The organism is Amycolatopsis sp. cmx-4-61, from assembly GCF_046548775.1.
Classification (GTDB): domain Bacteria; phylum Actinomycetota; class Actinomycetes; order Mycobacteriales; family Pseudonocardiaceae; genus Amycolatopsis.
This window is the reverse complement of sequence record NZ_JAEBEI010000007.1, coordinates 345366-367500: the sequence shown is the minus strand read 5'-3', so window position 1 is coordinate 367500 and position 22135 is coordinate 345366. Positions and strand designations below refer to the sequence as shown.

16 protein-coding genes are annotated in these 22135 nt (G+C 72.7%); all 16 read left to right on the top strand.

Translation table 11 applies throughout. The annotated features are described in order from the left end of the window. Positions 1-132 precede the first annotated feature (132 nt). Complete coding sequence (locus tag ACLJOU_RS22635) at positions 133-1053, top strand: helix-turn-helix transcriptional regulator (RefSeq protein WP_410569648.1); 921 nt, start codon at positions 133-135, stop codon at positions 1051-1053. A gap of 26 nt (positions 1054-1079) precedes the next feature. Continuing rightward, positions 1080-2075 carry a DUF1702 family protein gene (locus ACLJOU_RS22630; RefSeq protein WP_410569647.1) on the top strand — a complete coding sequence of 332 codons (996 nt, stop codon included), beginning with the start codon at positions 1080-1082 and terminating at the stop codon, positions 2073-2075. Positions 2076-2181: 106 nt separating this feature from the next. Next, positions 2182-3165, top strand: coding sequence for a DUF1702 family protein (locus ACLJOU_RS22625; protein ID WP_410569646.1), 984 nt, complete (start codon positions 2182-2184; stop codon positions 3163-3165). Then, a complete protein-coding gene (locus ACLJOU_RS22620) occupies positions 3162-5135 on the top strand; it encodes a CRTAC1 family protein (RefSeq protein WP_410569645.1) in 1974 nt (657 codons plus the stop codon). The genes ACLJOU_RS22625 and ACLJOU_RS22620 overlap by 4 nt, the downstream gene beginning before the upstream one ends. A 1-nt stretch (position 5136) precedes the next feature. Then, complete coding sequence (locus ACLJOU_RS22615; RefSeq protein WP_410569644.1) at positions 5137-6141, top strand: enediyne biosynthesis protein; 1005 nt, start codon at positions 5137-5139, stop codon at positions 6139-6141. Further along, complete coding sequence (locus ACLJOU_RS22610) at positions 6138-7514, top strand: cytochrome P450 (RefSeq protein ID WP_410569643.1); 1377 nt, start codon at positions 6138-6140, stop codon at positions 7512-7514. Before ACLJOU_RS22615 ends, ACLJOU_RS22610 begins: the two co-directional genes overlap by 4 nt. Positions 7515-7601: 87 nt before the next feature. Continuing rightward, positions 7602-8132, top strand: coding sequence for a DUF5987 family protein (locus ACLJOU_RS22605; protein ID WP_410569707.1), 531 nt, complete (start codon positions 7602-7604; stop codon positions 8130-8132). Further along, the gene (locus ACLJOU_RS22600; RefSeq protein WP_410569642.1) at positions 8129-9781 is read left to right on the top strand and encodes a GMC family oxidoreductase N-terminal domain-containing protein; all 1653 of its coding nucleotides are present in this window, start codon (positions 8129-8131) and stop codon (positions 9779-9781) included. Before ACLJOU_RS22605 ends, ACLJOU_RS22600 begins: the two co-directional genes overlap by 4 nt. 68 nt (positions 9782-9849) lie before the next feature. Then, positions 9850-10923 (top strand): carboxymuconolactone decarboxylase family protein, encoded by a 1074-nt coding sequence (locus tag ACLJOU_RS22595; protein ID WP_410569641.1) that lies wholly within the window; start codon positions 9850-9852, stop codon positions 10921-10923. 216 nt (positions 10924-11139) lie between these two features. Continuing rightward, a complete protein-coding gene (locus ACLJOU_RS22590) occupies positions 11140-11934 on the top strand; it encodes a TIGR03084 family metal-binding protein (RefSeq protein WP_410569640.1) in 795 nt (264 codons plus the stop codon). A 252-nt stretch (positions 11935-12186) separates the two neighbouring features. Further along, entirely contained in the window at positions 12187-18006 is a 5820-nt protein-coding gene (locus tag ACLJOU_RS22585; protein WP_410569639.1) for a type I polyketide synthase, read from the top strand. A 2-nt stretch (positions 18007-18008) separates the two neighbouring features. Beyond that, the gene (locus ACLJOU_RS22580; RefSeq protein WP_410569638.1) at positions 18009-18458 is read left to right on the top strand and encodes an acyl-CoA thioesterase; all 450 of its coding nucleotides are present in this window, start codon (positions 18009-18011) and stop codon (positions 18456-18458) included. A 1-nt stretch (position 18459) separates the two neighbouring features. After that, on the top strand, positions 18460-19032 hold the full coding sequence (locus tag ACLJOU_RS22575) for a flavin reductase family protein (RefSeq protein ID WP_410569637.1): 573 nt from the start codon (positions 18460-18462) through the stop codon (positions 19030-19032). A gap of 14 nt (positions 19033-19046) precedes the next feature. Continuing rightward, entirely contained in the window at positions 19047-20207 is a 1161-nt protein-coding gene (locus tag ACLJOU_RS22570; RefSeq protein ID WP_410569636.1) for an SDR family NAD(P)-dependent oxidoreductase, read from the top strand. Further along, positions 20204-20419 carry a DUF6222 family protein gene (locus ACLJOU_RS22565; protein WP_410569635.1) on the top strand — a complete coding sequence of 72 codons (216 nt, stop codon included), beginning with the start codon at positions 20204-20206 and terminating at the stop codon, positions 20417-20419. Before ACLJOU_RS22570 ends, ACLJOU_RS22565 begins: the two co-directional genes overlap by 4 nt. Next, positions 20416-22119, top strand: coding sequence for an acyl-CoA carboxylase subunit beta (locus tag ACLJOU_RS22560; protein ID WP_410569634.1), 1704 nt, complete (start codon positions 20416-20418; stop codon positions 22117-22119). Before ACLJOU_RS22565 ends, ACLJOU_RS22560 begins: the two co-directional genes overlap by 4 nt. Positions 22120-22135 lie beyond the last annotated feature (16 nt).

The window sequence follows — 22135 nt, the reverse complement described above, 5'->3', positions numbered from 1 at the left end:
CACACATTCGTCGTCCGGCCGCGAACTCCTGCTCAGCCGGCTTTCGATCGGCGGTCTACCGGCCCGCAAGACCCGGCGTCTTACCTGGCGGGGAGGGAACTTGACTTCGGCAGGGAATTCGAGGTTGGACAGATGATCTTGCGATCGGTGACGTCCGGGGGCGCCGACGGCGAAGACTCGTCGGCGGGTGTGGAGCGGTACAGGCATGTCCGGGCGCCGGAACAGCCCGTCCAGCCCGCCGTTCTCCGCGCGATCGAAATGATTCTGGAGCGGTACTTCGAGCCGATCACGTTGTCGGCGCTGGCGTCCGAGGTGTTCGTGAGCCCGTTCCACTTCTCACGCATCTTCGCCAAGGCGACCGGAGTGACGCCAGGGCGCTTCCTCACCGCGGTGAGGTTGTTCGAAGCCAAGCGGCTGCTGCTGACGACTTCGCTGACGGTGTCGGACATCGTCTGCAGCGTCGGCTACAGCAGCGTCGGCACGTTCACCAGCCGGTTCGTCCGCGCGGTCGGGATGACCCCGACCGAGTACCGGGAGCCGGAGGTGGGCGAGCTGCTCGTCGCGCATTCGGCCTACTTCCGGCGGCTGCCGGCGCTGCGGTCCCTGCGGGAGGCGGGCAGCACCTGCGCGTCCCTGCAGGACGGCAACGAGCGGCTGGCGGTGCGGTTGCAGTTTCCCAACGGCGCCGCACCGGCCAACGTGCTCGTCGGCGTGTTCGCGGACTCGGTGCCGCAGAGCGGTCCGGTGGCCTTCGGCGGGCTGGCCGACGCCGAGTCGGCCGACCTGACCATCCACGGGGTGCCCGAGGGCACCTGGACGGTCATCGCGGTGGCCGACCACGGTGCGGGGCGACGGCCCGCGGGCGGACCCGCGTTCACCATCGGCACCGCGACGGCGACGGTGACGCCGTTCGAGCCGTCGGAGGTGGCGATCCGGTTGCGGCCGCCGGCCCTGACCGACCCGCCCATCGCGATCACCCTGGCGTCGCGCCGCACACCGGGCAGCCAGCAGATGCTCGCCGCGTCGCGTGCGCACCTGCGCGCGGTGGCGTGAGCGGCGCCGGACGAAAGGGACGAGTGATGGCGACCTTCTTCGGTGTCCTGCGCAAGCGCGCACTGGCACCTTCCCTGGCTTCGGTGGGATTCGGGGAGCGCGGCTTCCCGGTCACCCCCACCGCGGCGACAGCCCGGCTGGAAGCGGTGCCGCAGGCCGTGGTGTGCGGGTTCGAGTGGGCGATCGAGGGTGCGTCCCTCTGGGAGCTCGAGCGGCGGCTCGCACTCGTCGAGCCGGAGCAGCGCGGGTTCGCCTACGAAGGCGCGACGATGGGGTACACGATCCTCGACGCGATGCCGGGCGGCGGCCGCGACCGCACGAAGGCACTGCTCGAAGGACCGGGAGAGCCGCACATCTTCCTCACCTACATCGGGATCGGGTTCGCGATGGCCCGGCTGCCGCGTCCACTGTGGAAGAACATCCTCCCGTCGTTGACCGGGGTGCACCACCACCCGGTCATGAGCTGGCTGGCGGTGGACGGCTACGGCTTCGACCGGGCGTACTTCGACACGCGCCGGTGGGTCGACGAACAGGCCGAGCCGGCCCCCTACCCCTGGGCGGGGCGCGCCGACTACTTCTCGCGCGCCTTCGACCAGGGAGTCGGCCGGGCCCTGTGGTTCATCCACGGCGGCGTGCCCGAGGCCGCCGCGGCCGCGGCCGACGCCTTCGCCGAACACCGCCGTCCCGATCTGTGGAGCGGGATCGGGCTGGCGGCGACCTTCGCCGGTGGTGCGGACCGGGCCGGGCTGGTGGCCCTCCGCCGGCTCGCCGGGCCGCACCACGCGGAACTGGCGCTGGGCGTGGTGTTCGCCATCAAGGCGCGCACCTACTCGACGTTCGTGCCCGAGCACAGCCGCCTCGCCGCGGAGGTGCTCGCGGACCTCACGGTCGAGGAGGCGACGGCGCTCGCCGACCGCACCGAGGTGCCCTTCGCCGACGAGGGGCCGGAGCCGCCGTACGAGCGGTGGCGGGAGCGGATCCGCGCGGAGTTCCGCGCGGGTTCGCAAGAGCGCGCGGCTTGACGCCCGAGGTCACCGGCAACCGTGGAGTAGACCGTTGACCAGGGAATCTGTGACCGTGAAGAGCAAGAGCTCCACATTCACACCGACCCGTAAGGGGGAGAGTGCGTTGGGCAATGGTTGGCGCGCGCTCAGACGTCGCATCCTGACACCGAACGTCGCGGAGACTTCGCTGGCGAAGCGGGGCTTCCACCGCAAGAGCCCAGCCGCTCAGGAACGACTCGAGACGATCGGCGAGAAGTTCCTCCTCGGGTACGCACACGCGGTCGAAGCGCGTTCGGCCGAGCAGGCCGAAGAATGGCTGGAGCGCATTCCCCCGCAGTTCCGCGGCTTCGCCTACGAAGGCGCGGGAATGGGGTACGGCGTGCTCGACGGGCTGCCGTTCGGCAAGAACACGAACATCGCCGAGTTCCTGGCCGGCCCCGGTGAGAAGCACGACTACATCATCTACGTCGGGGTCGGCTGGGGGATGGCCCGGCTCCCGCGGTTCGCCTGGCCCAAGGCGTCGGGCTTCGACCCGCTCCTGCGCTGGCTGGTGCTCGACGGCTACGGGTTCCACCAGGCGTACTTCAAGACCGACCAGTACATCCGGCGGCAGCACCAGGAGCGGAACTTCTCCTGGCCGGACCGGCGCTACGACGGCTACGCGCTGCGGGCCATCGACCAGGGCATCGGCCGCGCGCTGTGGTTCATCTGCGGCACCGACGTTTCCCTGGTCGCCAAGACGATCGAGGAGTTCCCCGAGTCGCGGCACGGCGACCTGTACGCCGGGGTCGGGCTGGCCTCGACCTACGCGTGCGGCGTCACCGCCGACGAGCTGGCGGAACTGGTCGACCGGGCCGGGATCCACCACGGGCAGCTGGCGCAGGGGAGTGCCTTCGCCGCCGAGTGCCGGGTGCGCTCGGGCCTGATGATCCCGGAGACCGAGATGGCGGCCCGCGCGATCTGCGGCCTGCCGGCCGAGCGCGTGGCGGCCATCACCCAAGAGGTCCGGCCGGCCGTGGTCGTCGACGGCGACGACGTCCCGGCGTTCGAAACCTGGCGGCAGCGGATCGCCGAAGAAGTGCTGACCCACGGAGGGAAGAACAAATGACCGCGACCTTCGGCTGGCTGCGCAGGCAGCTGGCGGGCATCGTGGCGCTGGTGCTGATCCTCGGCCTGTTCCTGGTCGCGCGGTTGCCCAGTGTCTCGGCCGCCGAACAGGACCAGATGGCGGACAAGTTCCACTTCACCCCGATGACGATCGCGCTGCCCGCGGCGAAGAAGTCGCAGTCGATCCGGACGGTGAACAAGGAGTACGAGAAGATCGCCGCCTGGATCTCCTCGGTCGGCGCCGCGATCGCGATCAACGACATCAGCGGCAGCGGCAAGCCGAACGACCTCTGCCTCGTCGACCCGCGCAGCGACCAGGTCGTCATCACCCCGGCGCCGGACTCGGGCCCGCGGTACGCGCCCTTCGCGCTCGACCCCGCACCCGCGCTGCCGACGTGGGACTACATGGCGCCGATGGGCTGCGTCCCCGGTGACTACAACGAAGACGGCCGCACCGACGTGCTGGCCTACTACTGGGGCCGGTCCCCGGTCCTGTTCCTGCAGAAGGCCACCGCGACCAGGTTCGACGCGTCCGCGTTCCAGCCAACCGAGCTGCTGCCGGGCAACCACCGCGGCCCGGACGGCAAGTACAACGGTCCACTGTGGAACACCGACTCCGTCACCATCGGCGACTTCGACGGCGACGGGCACGTCGACGTCTTCGTCGGCAACTACTTCCCGGACAGCAAGGTCCTCGACCCGAACGCCGACGGCGGCATCACGCTGAACCAGTCGATGTCGCACGCGACGAACTCGGGCGCCAAGTACATCTTCCGCTGGACCGGCGCGACGTCCGGGGCGCACCCGAGCGCGACGTTCGCCGACGCTTCCCAGGGCATCCCCGAGTCCGCGCGGCTGGGCTGGACGCTGGCCTCCAGCGCCACCGACGTCAACGGCGACAACCTGCCGGAGCTCTACATCGCCAACGACTTCGGGCACGACCACTTCCTGTACAACAAGTCCACGCCGGGCCACATCGAACTCGCCGAGGTGACCGGCGTCCGCGGGATCGCCGACCCGAAGTCGAAGGTGCTGGGCCACGACTCCTTCAAGGGGATGGGCGTCGACTTCGGCGACCTGAACCACGACGGCCTCTACGACCTGTTCGTCAGCAACATCACGACGTCGTGGGGCATCGAAGAGTCGAACTTCCAGTTCATGAACGAGGCCACGGACAACGCGGACCTCACCAGGCAGTTCCAGAACGGCGTCGCGCCGTTCCACGACGACAGCGCCGAAAAGGGCACGGCGTGGTCCGGCTGGGGCTGGGACGTCAAGATCCAGGACTTCGACAACAGCGGCGAAAACCAGATCGCCCAGGCCACCGGGTTCGTCAAGGGCCAGGTCAACCGCTGGCCGAACCTGCAGGAGATCGCCACCGCCCACGACGGCCTGCTGTCCAACCCGTTCTGGTGGCCGAACGCCCGCGCCGGTGACGACATCGGCGGCGACCAGACGCTGCACTTCTTCGTGAAGAGCGCCGACGGCCGGTACACCGACCTCGCGCCGAAGCTGGGTCTCGCGGTCCCGGTGCCCACCCGCGGCATCGCGGTCGGCGACACCGACGGCGACGGGCTGCCCGAGTTCGCGGTCGCGCGGCAGTGGGAAGAGCCGATCTTCTACCACAACGACAGCCCGAACCCCGGGAAGTACCTGCAGCTCAAGCTGACCACCGACGCCCCGGTGGCGCCCGGCCCGCTGCCCGCGGCCGGCGTGCCGGCGATCGGCGCCCAGGTCACCGTGACGACCTCGGACGGCAAGAAGTACCTCGGCCGGGTCGACGGCAGCAGCGGGGAGGCCGGCCGGCGCAGCTTCGACGTCCAGATCGGCCTCGGCCACGACGTCGGCGGCCCGCTCGACGTGCACCTGCAGTGGCGGGACCGGACCGGGCAGCTGCGCACGCAGGACCTGAAGCTGCAACCCGGCTGCCACATGTACCAGCTGGGCTCCACGGCGAAGGAAGAGATGTGACATGGCCACCCCGACCCTGACCAAGGTGGACAGCGCGCCACCGAAGCGGACCAACAAGGTCATCACCGCCCTGCGGCGCTTCGCGATCTCGATCACCATCTTCAACATCGTCGGCTACACGTTCCTCGGCTTCGAGCAGCCGTGGCTGTACCCGTTCGTCGCGCTGGCGACCGCGTACACCACGGAGATCGTGCTGGAGATCATCAACGCCCGCGTGACCCACCGCGACGTCCGGTTCCGGGGCAACGGGTTCAAGGGGCTCATGGAGTTCCTGCTCCCCGCGCACATCACCGGGCTCGCGCTGAACATGCTGACCTACGTCAACGACCAGATCCTCGTGATGATGTTCGGGGTCGTCGTCGCGGTCGGTGCGAAGTGGATCCTGCAGGCGCCGGTGTACGGCCGCATGCGGCACTACATGAACCCGTCGAACTTCGGCATCACGATCATCCTGCTGGTCTTCCCGTGGGCCAGCATCGCGCCGCCGTACCACTTCACCGAGCAGATCCCCACCTGGGGCGGCTGGCTGATCGTCGGCATCATCCTCGCGTCGGGCACGGTGCTCAACGCCCTGCTGACCGGCCGGATGTTCCTCATCGCGGGCTGGCTGAGCTTCTTCGTCGTCCAGGCCTTCGTCCGCGGCTGGCTCTTCGGCACGTCGATCTCCGGTGCGCTGGCGATGGGCACCGGCGTCGCGTTCGTGCTCTACACCAACTACATGGTGACCGACCCGGGCACGTCGCCGTCGAAGAAGGGTTCGCAGTTCCTCTTCGGCGCGGGCGTGGCGATCGCGTACGGCTTCTTCACCGCCGTGCACGTGGCCTACGGTCTCTTCCTGGCCACCGCGACCGTCTGCCTGATCCGCGGGCTGTTCCTGTGGGGCCTGCACTTCTCGAACAAGGCGCGGATCAAGTTCGAAACCGAGCAGGCCGCGCAGAAGGCGAAGCTCGAGCTCGCGCCGGCCCCGCCGGCCGGCGACGAGAAGCCCGGGGCCGTCGCGGCATGACCACCGGATCGGACGAGGCCCGGGCGGCGCGCACCGCGCCGCCCGGGCCGCCGCGCCGGGCGACGTTCCGGTTGCTGAAGCAGCTCTTCACCGACCGGCTCGCGCTCATGGGCGACAACGCCGAGGCCTACGGCGACGTCGTCCGCATCGCCATCGGCCCGAAGGCGATGTACCTGGTCAACCACCCGGACCTGGCCAAGCACGTGCTCGCGGACAACGCCGCGAACTACCACAAGGGCATCGGCCTGCAGGAGGCCCGCCGTGCCCTCGGCGACGGCCTGCTCACCAGCGACGGCGACACCTGGAAGCAGCAGCGCCGGACCATCCAGCCGGTGTTCCAGCCCAAGCGGATCTCGCGGCAGGCCGCCGTCGTCGCGTCCGAAGTGGACGCGCTGGTGAAGCGGCTGGCCGAGCACGACGGACCGGTCGAGATCCTGCACGAAATGACCGGGCTGACCCTCGGCGTGCTCGGCAAGACGCTGCTCGACGCCGAGCTGGGCGGCTACGAGACGCTGGGGCACTCGTTCGAGGCCGTGCAGGACCAGGCCATGTTCGAGGCGGTCACGCTGAGCATGGTCCCGCAGTGGGTGCCGCTGAAGAAGCAGCTGCACTTCCGCACGGCGCGCGGCGACCTGCGCCGGATCGCCGACGAGCTCGTCGAACAGCGGCTGGCGAACCCGGTCGAAGGCGGCGAGGACGTGCTGTCGCGGCTGATCGCGTCCGGTTCGGAGCAGGGCGCGTCGCGCGAACGCATGCGCGACGAGCTGATCACCCTGCTGCTGGCCGGGCACGAGACCACCGCGAGCACGCTCGGCTGGGCGTTCCACCTGATCGACGAGCACCCCGAGGTCGGCGAGCGGCTGCACGCCGAAGCGACGCAGGTGCTCGGCGACCGGCTGCCCGAACACGAGGACCTGCGGCGGCTCACCTACACCGTCGCGGTCGTCGAGGAGGTCATGCGGCTGTACCCGCCGGTGTGGCTGCTGCCGCGGATCGCCCAGGCCGACGACGAAATCGGCGGGTACCACGTGCCTGCCGGGTCCGACGTCGTCGTGGTGCCCTACACGCTGCACCGGCACCCCGGCTTCTGGACCGACGCCGAGCGTTTCGACCCGGGTCGCTTCACCGCCGCGGAACGGCCGCCGCGGTACGCCTACCTGCCCTTCGGGGCCGGGCCGAGGTTCTGCATCGGCAACAGCCTCGGCGTGATGGAAGCGGTGTTCGTGCTCGCCATGGCCGCGCGCGACCTCGAGCTGCGCAAGGTGCCGGGCAAGGTCGTCGAGCCCGAGGCGATGCTCTCGCTGCGGGTGCGCGGTGGGCTGCCGATGACCGTGCACCGCCGGGCGCGGGCACGGCGGGCCGACGCCGCCTGAATTCTGCTGTGGACATTCCGACGAGGAGGTAGGCCGGTGGAACCCGAGGCCCGATCAGAAGGCTCCGAAGAAGAACGCGTCAAGAACATGACCCTCGAGGCCTACGCGGACACGATCGTGCCGGGGGAGAAGCGGTTCCCCGGCGACCGGGCGATCGCCGGGGCCGCCCCCGGGCCCGGCTCGGTGGCGGCGGGCGCGCTCGACCTGCTGAACTTCGACGCCACCGGCGTCACGGTCGGCCTGCCGTACCTCGCGCAGTCGCTCAACGACCACGCGAAGTCCTACGCGGGCGAGGTGGCGCTGGAGCTCGACGACGACGTCCCGCCGTTCGTCGCGCTGCCGTACGAGCACCGCCGCGAGCTGGTGCGCCGGCTGACCACGCCGGGGCACCCGGAGAAGGACGGCTGGGTCAGCCTCGCGCTGTTCTGCAACATGGCCTTCGACAGCGCCGCCCACCTGCACACCGCCGAGGCCATCCGCGACGGCCACCCCGGCCTGCTGGCGCTCGGGTACACGCCGCCGGACGCGGACGGGTTCTGGCGGTTCCCGAAGTACGGCTACGGCCGCAAGCTGGCCGAACTGCACCCCGACACCACGCCTTCCGGGAGTCCCGCATGAACGCCATCGACAAGACCGACGTCGTCATCGTCGGCAGCGGTTTCGGCGGGTCGATCCCGGCCTACCACCTGGCGGCGGGCGGGGCGAAGGTCACCGTGCTGGAGCGCGGGCCGTGGCTGGCCGCGGCCGACTTCGAGCACGACTACCTGCTGGGCTCGTCCTATACCCGCGCGTTCGACTTCGTCGTCGGCGACGGGATGAGCGTGCTGGGCGGCAACTGCGTCGGCGGCGGCAGCGTGGTGTACTTCGCCGCGATGCCGCGCGCGCCGCGGTTCGTGTTCGAGCGTCACGGCAGCATCGGGCGCCGGATGTGGCCTTCGGTCATTTCGCGCGACACGCTGGAGCCGTGGTACGACCGCGTCGACGAGTCGATCCCGGTGTCCAAACAGGACTGGAGTGACGTCTCCTACGCCGGCGGCCTGTGGGCGGCGGCCTGTCACCACTCGGGCCGCACGGCCAACCCGGCGCCGGTGGCCGTCGACAACGCCACCTGCGTCAACTGCAACTTCATGATGGCGGGCTGCCGGTTCGACGCGAAGCGGTCGATGCTGACGAACTACCTGCCCGCCGCGCTCGCGCACGGCGCGGAAATCCGGCCGCTGCACGAGGTCCAGCGCCTCGAGCGGACCGAGGACGGCGGCTATCGCGTCCACTTCGACATCGTCGACGACGAGGACTACCGGATCCACACCGGCAGCGGGGTGATCGAGGCGAAGGTCGTCATCATCGCCGCCGGCGCCGGCGCCACGCCGGTGATCCTGCAGCGCTCGGAGGCCGCGCTCGGTGAGATGCCGCACGGTGTCGGCCGGTACTTCTCCGGCAACGGCGAGCGGCTCAACACCGCCATCATCGACGAGGACCGCGTCCGCGAAGTGCTCGGGCTGTCGCGCGAGGACGGCCCGGTGTACTCGGCCAACCACATCGGCAAGGGCCCGACCGTCGCGAACTGGGACAAGCTCGACGGGTCGCTGCCGGAGTACGAGCGGTACTCGCTGGAGCAGCTGTACTTCCCGCCGGGGCTGGGGACCATCCTCGCCCAGGTGCCCGGCGGCGAGGAACCGCGCTGGTACGGGGCGGAGAAGAAGGAGATCCTCAAGCAGTGGGCCAACTGGCTCACGATCTTCCTGATGACCGAGGACGACAACGAAGGCGTCTTCGGCACCCCGCCGCCGACCGGCAACGCGTACCGGATCTCGCAGCAGATGCTCGGCCGCGGCCCGCTGCGCTACGACCCGACGCCCAACACCCGGCGCGGCTGGGCGCTCGCGGACGCCGACTGCAAGGCCATCATCGAGAAGGACGGCATCGCCAAGGTGGCGCCGTGGACCAACGACGTCGTCGGGGCGTACACCGTGCACCCGCTGGCGTCCTGCCGGATCGGGGACGACCCGGCGACGTCCGCGCTGCACCCGAACCACGAGCTGCGCAACCACCCGGGGATCTTCGTCACCGACAGCGCGTCGGTGCCGGGTGCGCTGACGGTCAACCCGGCGATGACCATCGCCGCGCTCGCCGAGCGCTCGATCCCGGGCATCGTCCGGGAGCTGCAGGCCCGCGGCGTCGACGTCAAGTACGGCGCCCCGGCCCCCGACGGCTCCGTCACGGGCCGTCGTGCGGTGTCCAAGCTGGACCTGGTCGCCGGCAACTGATGCACGGGCACTTCGAACTCGCGCTCCTCGGGACCTGGGAGCGCGAGTTCTCCGGCGGAGGGAGGACCATGGCCCCGGGACTGGTGCGGCTCGCGCTGCGGCGGACCGTGAAGGACGTCAAGCACGTCGAGGCCGTGCGGCCGCGGCGGGCGCGTGGCCTGGTGCGGGAGGTGTACCGGCAGCTCGAACGGGACTTCGGGATGCTGGCGCCGCCGATCGCACTGCATTCGCCGTCCCCGCCGGTGCTGGCGGCCGCGTGGCTCCTGCTGCGCGAGTCGCTGGTCGCGGCGGGGATCTCGAGCCGGGCGGACCGGGAAGTCGTCGCGGCCGCCGTGTCGGCCGCCAACTCCTGCCCGTACTGCGCCGAGGTGCACGCGATGGCGATCGGCGCACTGGGGGACCCCGCCACCGCGGCCGCGCTGGAAGCCGGCACCCCGGGGGAGATCGCCGACCCCGCCGCCCGCCGGCTCGCCGGCTGGGCGCGGGGCGCGGGCCCGCTCCCGCCGGGCACCCCGGCCGGGGCGGCCGCCGAGTTCACGGCGGTGGCCACGACGTTCCACTACCTGAACCGGGTGGTCGCCGTCTTCCTCGGCGACTCACCGGTGCCCGGCCGGGTGCCCGCCTCCGCCCGGGGCAGGGTGAAAGCCGTGCTCGGCCGGTTCCTCCGGCCGGGCCAGGCCCCGCCGGCCGGACTCGCCCGGCAGCTGCTGGCCCCCACCGGCGCCGACGGCCCGGACTGGGCCGCGCCGGGCAGCACGCTCGCCGACGCCTTCGCCAGGGCCCGCGTGGCCGTCGAGGCCGCCGGAGAGCGGGTGCTGCGGCCGGGGGTGCGCGATCTCGTGCGGCGCGAGCTGAAGGCGTGGGACGGCCGCCCGCCCGGCCTCGGCCGCTCCTGGGCCGAGGGGCCGCTCGCCGAGCTCCCGCCGGCGGACCGCCCGGCGGCGCGGCTGGCGCTGCTGGTGGCGAAGGCCGCCTACCAGGTCGACGACGACCTCGTCGCCGACCTGGTGAGCAGCGACGGCGTCGACGACCGGGGCCTGATCGAACTCGTCTCGTGGGCGGCTCACGCCGCCGCGGAGGAGCTCGGCAGCCGTCTTTCCCTGCGCCCACGAGGAGAAGACGCGTCACGCGAGCGCGGGTGATGATTCGAAAAGGAGCAGATCGACCGGCCGGCCGAGCGCAGCACCGGGACACAGCCGAAAACCGCGCCCGGCGTGCCGCCGCCGGCCCGGCCGGATCCCCTCGATCTCTCCCCGGCGGCCGCCGCACGTGGCCCACCCACCCCCGCCACGAACCCGGCGGCCGCCGGCCCCCGTCCCTTGACCGTCCACGAGAACCGCGTAGCGAGAGGACAACCGGTGACTGACACGACGGCCGTGATCGCCGACCTGACGACCGAGGCCGAGGGCGTGGACGCGCTCGTCGCCGGTCTTTCCGAAACCGAGTGGGACACCCCGACCCCGGCGCCCGGCTGGACCGTGCGCCACCAGGTCGGGCACCTCGCGTTCATCTTCCGCATCGCGGGCCTCGCCGCGGCGCAGCCCGACGCCTTCGTCGCGCTGACGAAGTCGATCGGCGGCGACCTCGACGCCGCGGTCAACGGCGCGCTGCAGGAGTACCTGGGTGGTCCGGCCGAGATCCTGCTGAACCGCTGGCGCGCCGAGCGCGACCAGGGCATCAAGGCCCTCGCCGCCGTCCCCGGCTCCGACCTCGTGCCGTGGCTGGTCAACCCGCTGCCGCCGTACGTGCTCGCCTGCGCGGGCATGATGGAGGTCTTCGCGCACGGCCAGGACATCGCCGACGCGCTCGGCGTCCGCCCGGTACGCACCGACCGCCTCGCCCACCTCGTCGGCTTCGCCGTGCGCGTGCGCGACTTCGGTTACCAGGCGCGCGGGCTGACCCCGCCCGAGGAGGAGTTCCGCTTCGAGATCACCACGCCGTCCGGGCGCCTGCTGACCTTCGGGCCCGAGGACGCGCCGGAGCGGGTGACCGGTGGCGCCGAGGACTTCTGCCTGCTGGTCACCCGGCGGCGGCACCCCGGCGACCTCGACGTGCGCGCCGAAGGCGGGCTGGCCCGGCAGTGGCTGGAGCTGGCCCAGGCCTACCGCGGCCCGGCGGGCGCGGGACGCCACCCCGGGCAGTTCCGGGCCTGATCGGTCCACTGTGGACGGTCGCGGGGAGCGCGGCGGATTTGTTCGCCGTTGCGCTTCCCCCGGCCCGGGCAGGGAGAAAGTAGAAGGCGGGCGTGCGGGAGCCCATGCTGAAGCGGCTGGGGCAACCACGGGAGACGCCGGCGGTACACGACGAACGACCTCGGCGGCGGTGCGAACCCGTGCGCCGGACAGAACCGGGAGCCGTCGCCCTCGCGACGGACGGGCTCGAGAGCTATTTGGGAGTGCGGTGGCATGAGCGGTGAGCGGATAGCGATCGTCGGGATCGGACTGCGGTATCCGGACGCCCGTTCGCTGGACGAGCTCTGGGAGAACGTGCTGGCTGGCCGCCGCGCGTTCCGACGGCTGCCCGACGAACGGATGAACCGGGCGGACTACTACTCCCCGGACCCGGCGGCACCGGACCGGTTCTACGCGCAGAAGGCCGCGGTGCTCCGCGACTTCGAGTTCGACCGGGTCGCGTACAAGGTCGCCGGCAGCACGTTCCGGGCCACGGACACCACGCACTGGCTGGCGCTGGACGTCGCCGCCCAGGCCCTGGCGGACGCCGGGTTCCCGGAGGGCGAAGGCGTGCCGAGGGAGGCCACCGGTGTCGTCATCGGCAACAGCCTGACCGGCGAGTTCTCCCGGGCGAACATCATGCGGCTGCGCTGGCCGTACGTGCGCCGGACCGTCGCCGCGGCGCTGTCGGAGCGGGGCTGGGGCGACGAGGAGACCGCGTCGTTCCTGCGGGAGCTCGAGGTCCAGTACAAAGAGCCCTTCCCGGAGATCAACGAGGACACCCTGGCCGGCGGCCTGGCGAACACCATCGCCGGGCGCGTCTGCAACTACTTCGACTTCGCCGGCGGCGGCTACACCGTCGACGGCGCGTGCTCGTCCTCGCTGCTTTCGGTGGTGAGCGCGGCCAACTCGCTGGCCCAGGGCGACCTCGACGTGGCCATCGCCGGGGGCGTCGACCTCTCGATCGACCCTTTCGAGGTGATCGGCTTCGCCAAGACCGGTGCGCTCGCCAAGCGGGAGATGAAGGTCTACGACGCCGACTCGAACGGCTTCTGGCCGGGCGAAGGCTCCGGCATGCTCGTCCTGATGCGCGAGAGCGACGCGATCGAGCAGGGCAAGCGCATCTACGCCTCGATCGGCGGCTGGGGCGTGTCCTCGGACGGCAAGGGCGGCATCACCCGGCCCGAGGCGGCCGGGCACCGGCTGGCGCTGCGGCGAGCCTACGACCGCGCCGGCTACGGCGTCGAGACCGTGTCCTACTTCGAGGGCCACGGCACGGGCACCGCGCTCGGCGACGCCACCGAGATCGAGGCGCTCTCCACCGCCCGCCACGACGCCGACCCGCTGGCCACCCCGGCCGCGCTGTCGACGATCAAGGGCAACATCGGGCACACCAAGGCCGCGGCGGGCGTCGCCGGGTTGATCAAGGCGACGCTCGCCGTGTACCACCAGGTGATCCCGCCCGCGACCGGGCACTTCGACCCGCACGAGAAGCTCACCGGCGAATCCGCGCGGATGTACGTGCCGCTCGAGGCGCAGCTGTGGCCGGCCGACGCGCCGGTCCGCGCCGGTGTCTCGGCGATGGGCTTCGGCGGGATCAACTCGCACGTCACCGTCACCGAGGCCCCCAACGCGCCCCGTAAGACCGAGCTCGACGAGCGCACCAGGGCACTGGTCTCCGGCCGTCAGGACGCCGAGCTGCTGCTGCTCGACGCCGACGACGTCGACGGGCTGCGTGCCCGCGTCACCGGCCTGCTGGAGATCGTGCCGAAGCTGTCGATGGCCGAGCTCACCGACCTCGCCGCGCAGCTGGCGGGCGAGCTCGCCAACCGGCCCGCCCGCGCCGCGGTCGTCGCGACCGGGCCGGAGGAGGCCGAGCGCAAGCTGACCCGCCTGCTCGAGCTGCTGGCCACCGACGGGTCGGTGTTCGCCGCCACCGACGGCATCTTCGCCGGCCACCGCGTCACCGAACCGCGCATCGGCTTCCTGTTCCCCGGCCAGGGTTCCGGCCGGGCCGTGGACGGTGTGCTGCGCCGCCGGTTCACCGCCGCCGACGACGTCTTCCGCGCCGCGGGCCTGCCCACCGGCGCCGACCACATCGCCACCGAGGTCGCCCAGCCGCGGATCGTCGCCGGCTCGCTGGCCGCGCTGCGGGTGCTCCGCTCGCTCGGCATCGAGGCGCAGACGGCCGCCGGGCACAGCCTCGGCGAGCTGACCGCGCTGCACTGGGGCGGTGCCCTGGACGAGCGCGCGGTGCTGCAGCTGGCCAAGGTCCGCGGCAAGGTGATGGCCGAGACCACCGCCGGCGAAGGCGCCATGGCGGGCATCGCCGCGTCCCCGAGCCGCGCGGAGGAGCTCGGCCTCGGTTCCGACGTCGTCATCGCGGGCTACAACGCCCCCGAGCAGACGGTGATCTCCGGCCCGGCCACCGCCGTCGACCGGGTGATCGCCCGCGCCCACGCCGCCGGCGTCACCGCGACCCGGCTCAAGGTGTCGCACGCGTTCCACTCGCCGCTGGTCGAGCCGGCCGCGACGGCGATGACGGCGCCGCTGGCCCAAATCCCGTTCGCCCGTCTCGAGCACGCCGTCGTCTCCACCGTCACCGGTGACGTCCTGCACGCCGCCGAGAACCTGCCCGAACTGCTGCGCGAGCAGATCGTGCTCCCGGTCCGCTTCCGCGAGGCCGCCGCCAAGGTGGCCGAGCGCAGCGACCTGGTGATCGAGGTCGGCCCCGGCCGCGTGCTCTCGGGCCTGTTCGAGGAGATCGCGCCGGGCACGCCGGTGCTGGCCGTGGACACCGACAGCACCACGCTCAGCACGGTCCTGCGAGTCGCCGGTGCGGCGTTCGCCGCCGGTGCGCAGCTGACGACCGGCCCGCTGTTCGAGGGCCGCGCGGTCCGCTCGCTGCCCGAGGACGGCGTGTTCTCCTTCCTCGCCAGCCCGTGCGAGGCGGCGCCCGAGATCGACAGCGAGCTCGCCGCGGAGCTGGCGGCCGAGAAGGAGCAGGCCGCCGCGGAAGCCGCGGTCGAGGTCGGCGGGGGCGCCAACGCGACGCTCGACCTGCTGCGCAAGCTCGCCGCCGAGCGCGTCGAGCTGCCGCTGGAGACCGTCACCGCGGACACCCACCCGCTCGACGACCTGCACCTGTCGTCCATCACGGTCGGCCAGCTGGTCAACGACGTCACCCGGGCACTGGGCCGGCCGGCCCTGGAGGGCATGCCGAACTTCGCGACGGTCTGCCTCGGCGAGCTCGCCGAGATGATCGACGAGCTGGCCCAGACCGCGAAGCCGGCCGACACCGGCGGCGGCGAGGTCCCGGGCGCCGGCCCGTGGGTCCGGCCGTTCGCGGTCGAGTACGTCCCGGCCCCGCGGCCGGCCGCCGACCTGACGCCGGGCCTCGGCCAGGCGCGCTGGGAGGTCTTCGCGTCCCCCGGCCACCCGCTGGCCGAGCCGCTGCGCGCGGCGCTGGCCCGCGCGGGTGCCGGTGACGGCGTGCTGCTCTGCCTGCCCACGGACTGCGACGCGAGCCACACCGGTCTGTTCCTCGAGGCCGGCCGCGCCGTCATGGCCGCGCCCAACGGCACGCGCTTCGTCGTCGTGCAGCACGGCCTCGGCGCCTCCGGGCTCGCGAAGACCCTGCGGCTGGAGGACCCGTCGGCCCGCACCACGATCGTCGACCTGGCCGACCCCACCCCGGCCGACCCGGCCGCGATCGCCGAGGCGGTCCGGCTCGTCGTCGCCGAGGTCGCCGCGACCACGGACTTCGCCGAGGCCCGCTACGGCGCCGACGGCGGCCGGACGGTGCCGCGGCTGGCGGCCATCGCCCCGGCGCCGGCCGGCCCGGCCCCCGAGTCGCTGGACGCGGGCGACGTCCTGCTCGTCACCGGTGGCGGCAAGGGCATCACCGCGGAAAGCGCACTGGCGCTGGCCAAGGACTCCGGCGCGAAGCTCGCCCTGCTCGGGCGCAGCGACCCGGCCGACGACACCGAGCTGGCCGAGAACCTCGGCCGGATGACGGCGGCCGGCATCGACTACCGCTACGAGCGCGCCGACGTCACGTCGGCCACCCAGGTGGCCGACGCGATCGCCCGGATGCAGGCCCAGCTGGGCCCGGTGACCGCCGTGCTGCACGGCGCCGGGCGCAACGAGCCCGCGGCGCTGTTCAGCCTCACCGAGGACGCCTTCCGCAAGACCCTGGCGCCGAAGATCGGTGGCCTCAACGCGGTCCTCGACGCGGTGGACAAGAGCAAGCTCAAGCTGCTGGTCACCTTCGGCAGCATCATCGGCCGGGCCGGCCTGCGCGGCGAGGCGCACTACGCCACGGCCAACGACTGGATGACCGAACTGACCCTGCGCTTCGGCCGCGAGTACCCGCAGGCGCGGGCGGTCGCGCTGGAGTGGTCGGTCTGGTCCGGGACCGGCATGGGCGAGAAGCTCGGCGTGGTCAGCGCCCTCAAGCGCGACGGCATCACGCCCATCCCGACCGAGGACGGCATCGCCATCCTCAAGCAGGCGCTGGCCGACCCGGCGGTGCCGCCGGTGCTGGTCGTCTGCGGCCGGACCGGTGGGCTGGCCACGCTGCCGATCCAGCGCAAGGAGCTGCCGCTGACCCGGTTCGTCGACCGCGCGGTCGTGCACTACCCGGGCGTCGAGCTGATCACCGAGGCGGACCTGTCCGCCGGCTCGGACCCGTACCTGGCCGACCACCTGCTCGACGGGCAGCTGCTGTTCCCGGCGGTGCTCGGGATGGAGGCGATGACCCAGGTCGCCGCCGCCACCCTCGACCGGACCGGCGCGCCGGTGCTGTCGGACGTGGAGTTCCTGCGCCCGATCATCGTTTCGCCGGGCGGGTCCACCACGATCCGGCTGGCCGCCGTCGCCCGCGACGCCGACACCGTCGACGTGGTCCTGCGCAGCGACGAAACCGGGTTCAGCGCCGACCACTTCAAGGCCACGCTGAACTTCGCGCGGCCCGCGGAGATCGGCCCGAAGCAGGCCCGCAGCACGGACGTCCCGTCGGTGCCGGTGGAACCGCTCTCGGAGCTCTACGGCACGGTCCTGTTCCAGGGCAAGCGGTTCCAGCGGGTCATCGGCTACCGGCGGGCGAGCGCCCGGCACGCGGTCGCCGAGATCGCGACGACGGCCGACCACGACTGGTTCGCCCCCTTCCTGCCCCAGCAGCGGCTGCTGGCCGACCCGGGCACGCGGGACGCGATGATGCACGCGATCCAGTGCTGCGTCCCCGACGCGACCCTGCTGCCGCAGGGCATCGAGAAGCTCCACCTGGCCGAGCCCGGCGCCCAGCACCCGGAGTACGTGCTGCTGGACGCGAAGGAACGGCTGCAGGACGGCGATTCCTACGTCTACGACCTCGACGTCCGCAACCCCGACGGCGAGCTGGTGGAACGCTGGGAAGGCCTGATGCTGCGGGCGGTCCGCAAGACCGACGGGGCCGGGCCGTGGGTGCCCTCGATGCTGAGCTCCTACCTGGAGCGGGCGTGCGAGCGGTTGCTCGGCGGCAGCCGGTCGGTGGTGCTGGAGCCGGACCCGGCCGGCCTCGAGGGCGGCATCGCCGTACGCCGGGCGCAGACCGCGCTCGCCGCGAGCCGGGCGTTCGACCGGCCGGTCGAGATCCGGTACCGCCCGGACGGCAAGCCGGAGATCGACGGCGGCACGATCACCGCCTCGCACAGCTCCCGGCTGACCCTGGTCGTGGCGGGCACCGGCCAGGTGACCTGCGACGTCGAGACGGTGCTCGAGCGGACCGAGGAGGACTGGGCCGGGCTGCTCGGCGAGGAACTGCTTTCGGTCGGCCGGCTGCTGGCCGCCGACGCGGGCGAACCGGTCGCCGTGGCGAACACCCGGGTGTGGAGCGCACTGGAATGCGTCCGCAAGACGGGCGCGATGACCGAATCCCTGACCGTGCGCCGGGTGGAGGCCGACGGCTGGGCGCTGCTGGCCTGCGGGCCGGCGCGGATCGCGACCTGGTCCACGACCGTCAACGACCGGGCCGAGCCGGTGGTCTTCGCGGTGCTGCAGGCAGAGGAGAACTGAGCATGTCCGACTACTACGAGATCCGCCACACGGTCGGCTTCGAAGAGACGAACCTGGTGGGCAACGTCTACTACGTGAACTACGTGCGCTGGCAGGGCCGGTGCCGCGAGATGTTCCTCAAGGAGAAGGCCCCGGCGGTGCTCGAGGAGGTCCGCGCCGACCTCAAGCTGTTCACCCTCAAGGTGGAGTGCGAGTTCTTCGCCGAGATCACCGCGTTCGACGAGCTGTCCATCCGGCTGCGGCTGGAGGAGCTCACCTCGACGCAGGTGCAGTTCGCCTTCGACTACGTGCACCTGCACCCGGACGGCGAGCGGCTGGTCGCCCGCGGCCGGCAGCGGATCGCCTGCATGCGCGGCCCGAACACGGCCACCGTGCCCTCGCGGGTGCCGGAGCAGCTGCGCGAGGCGCTGGCGCCCTACGCCACCAGCACGGTGAACGGCAGGGGAGCGTGACGTGGCCGACGCCGGGGAAACCAACGACGGGGCGGTCCTGAAGCGGCTGCCCGCTTCGCCGGGGCGGCGGCACCTGTCGGCCCAGACCGGGTTGCGCGAGGTGATGGCGCAGTTCGCAACCGGGGTCACGGTCCTGACCGCGGGCGGCGAGTCCGGCCACGGCATGACGGCCAACGCCTTCTCGTCCGTCTCGCTGGAACCGCCGATGGTGCTGTGCTGCGTGTCCCGGGCCGCCCGGATGCACGCCGCCATCACCGAGGCCGGTTCGTACGCCGTGAACATCCTCGCGGCCGACCAGCAGGACCTGTCCAAGTACTTCGCCGACTGGCGCCGTCCCGCCGGGATGGCCCAGTTCGAGGCGGTCGCCTGGACGCCGGGCGCGCGGACGGGGGCACCGCTGCTGGCCGGCGCGCTGGCGTGGCTCGAGTGCGAGCTCGAAGAGGCCTACGAAGGCGGTGACCACTCGATCTTCCTCGGTCGCGTGGTCACCTCCAGCCGCGGCACGGGAGACAACTCGCTCGTCTTCTACGGCGGCGGCTACCACGAAGTCGACGGCCGCGCCCGCGCGGCCTGAACCGGGGGAGTGCGATGTTCATCGCGGTGACCGGCGGCACCGGGTTCCTCGGTGCGCACACCGTGCGGGCCCTGCTGCGGCACGGCCACCGGGTGCGGCTGCTGGCCAGGCGGCCGGACCGGGTGGCGGCCGCGCTGGCCCCGCTCGGGGTGGCGCCGGACGCGGTCGGCGTCGTCGAAGGCGACGTCACCGACCCGGCGGCGGCCGCCCGGCTGGTGTCCGGAGTGGACGGTCTGCTGCACGCGGCCGGCGTCTACACCTTCGACCCCCGCCGCCGCGCCGGACTGCGGGTGAACGAGCACGGCACCGAGGTCGTGCTCGCGGCGGCCCGGGCCGCCGGGGTCGGCCGGCTCGTGCACGTGTCGACGGTGGGAACGCTGTACCCCACCACGGCTCCCGCGGTCGGGCCCGGGTCGCCGCTCGGCCGGTCGCGCGAGCCGTACCTGGCCTCGAAGACGGCCGCCGAGCGGATCGCCCGGCGGTACGGCGCGGCGATCACCCGGCCCCCGGCGCTGCTCGGCCCGCACGACCCGCACCTGGGTGACCAGAACGCGCGGCTGCGGGACCTGCTGCGCGGGCTGATGCCGTTGTGGCCGACGGGTGGTCTGCCGCTCGGCGACGTCCGCGACAACGCCGAGCTGCACGCGCGGCTGTTCGACGGCGTTCCCGGCACGGAGTTCTTCGGCCCGGGATCGTTCGTGACGACTCGCGAATACGTCGCCACCGTGCGCGCGGTCACCGGCCGCGTGCTTCCGGCGGCGTTCTGCCCGGCCCGCGCGCTGGCCTTCGCGGGCCGGGCCGCGGATGCGCTCCAGCGCTGCTGGCCGGGGCGCCTCCCGGTCCAGGGCGGGGCGATCCACGTGTGCGAGGTCGCCGTGCCGGTCGTGGCGGGAGCCCCGGACGCCGGGGTGCCCGCGCGGCCGCTGGCGGAGACCGTGGCGGACACCGTGCGCTGGCTCGCCGAAACCGGCGCACTCGGCGCGCGCCGGGCCGGGCGGCTCGCGCACCGGGCGGCGCCCGCCTCGGCCGCCGGGATGCCCGCGCCGGCGTCTCCGGGCTCGGCTGCGGGCGCCGCGCGCCACGTGCCTGCCGCACTTTCACCAGTCTCATCGGCTCCACCCGTCACCCCAGCCGGGCCCGCTGGCTCCGGCGCGACCGGAAAGGCACTGCCATGACCGCGCACGAGGAGACCGACGACAGCACGCGCCCGGTCCGGGTCGTCCCGGACCCGGTGGCCGCAGCGCCCGCCGAGCCGGTGGCCGCGGAGGTACCAGTCATCCCCCGGCCGATGCCCCGGCTGGGCCGCGGCATCGTGTGGAGCACCATCGTCGCCGAGATCGAGCAGGACAACCTGGAGCGACTCGGCCGGCTGCGGGACGCCGCGTGAGCGGTCCGTCCGAGGCCGGCGCCCAGTCGCTGGACGACGTCGACGTGGTGCCCCTGACCGGCGGTGACCGCCGCGGGCCGGGGCACCACCGCCGGTCCGTGCCGTCCGGCGAGGCCCGGGTGATCTCCCTGCACCCGGCCACCGAGCCGGAGCCGGGAATGCCGCTGCTGCGCAAGCGGCGCGACGAGCTGGCCGCGCACGTGGCCGAGGGCCGGATGGACGCCGTGCGGCGTCAGCACTCCCTCGGCAAGCTCACCGCGCGGGAGCGGCTCGCCCTGCTGCTCGACGAGGACTCCTTCACCGAGATCGAGCCCTACCGGCGTCACCAGGCCCGCGGGCTCGGGCTCGAGGAGAACCGCCCCTACACCGACGGCGTGGTGGCGGGCTCCGGCACGATCGACGGCCGTCGCGTGTTCGTCTACGCCCAGGACTTCACCGTGTTCGGCGGGTCGCTGGGCGAGGCGCACGCGGCGAAGATCCACAAGGTGCTGGACCTGGCGATGGCCACCGGCTCCCCGGTGATCGCGCTCAACGACAGCGGCGGCGCGCGCATCCAGGAAGGCGTGCTGGCGCTCAACGGCTACGGTGGCATCTTCCGCCGGCAGGTCGAGGCGTCCGGGGTGATCCCGCAGATCAGTGTCGTCCTGGGCCCGTGCGCGGGTGGCGCGGCGTATTCGCCCGCGCTGGCCGACTTCACGTTCATGGTGCGCGACACCGGCTGGATGTTCCTGACCGGCCCGGACGTCGTCGAAGCGGTGACCGGGCGGCGCGTCAGCCACGACGAGCTGGGCGGGGCGGACACCCACGGCCGCCACTCCGGCGTCGCCACCGTGGTGCACGACGACGAGGAGAGCTGCCTCGCCGACGTCCGCTACCTGGTTTCCCTGCTGCCGCGCAACTACCTCGAGCGGCCACCGGCCGAGCGCGAGACGGGGGCGACGGCGGACTGGCGGCCGCGCCTGGCCGAGCTGGTGCCGGCGGAGCCGAACCGGCCCTACGACATGCGCGACGTGTTCACCGAGATCGCCGACGACGGCGAGTTCTTCGCGTTGCACGAAGCCTGGGCCCCGAACGTCCTGTGCGCGCTGGCCCGGATCGACGGCCGCGTGGTCGGGCTGGTCGGGAACCAGCCGTGCGTGCTCGCGGGCGTGCTGGACGGTCCGGCGTCGCAGAAGGCGGCGCGGTTCGTCCGGTTCTGCGACGCGTTCGGCATCCCGCTGGTGACGCTCGTCGACGTGCCGGGGTTCCTGCCCGGCGTGGACGAGGAGCGCAACGGGATCATCCGGCAGGGCGCCCAGCTGCTGCACGCGTACTGCGAAGCAACGGTGCCCCGGATCCAGGTGATCCTGCGCAAGGCCTACGGCGGCGCGTACATCGTGATGGACTCCCGGTCCATCGGGTGCGACCTGTCGCTGGCGTGGCCGACGAACCAGATCGCGGTGATGGGCGCCGAAGGGGCGGTGAACGTGCTGTTCCGCCGGGAGCTGGCGGCGGCCCCGGACTCGGCGGCCCTGCGGGCCCGGCTGGTCGCCGAGTACGTGGCGGAGTACCTGAACCCGCAGTACGCGGCGGAGCGGGGCCTGGTGGACGACGTGATCGACCCGGCGGACACCCGCGCGGCGATCGCCCGCGGGCTGGCCATGCTGCAGGACAAGCGCAAGCCCGGCCCCCAGCGCAAGCACGGCAACCACCCCGTCTGACGTTTCGAGGTCCCCG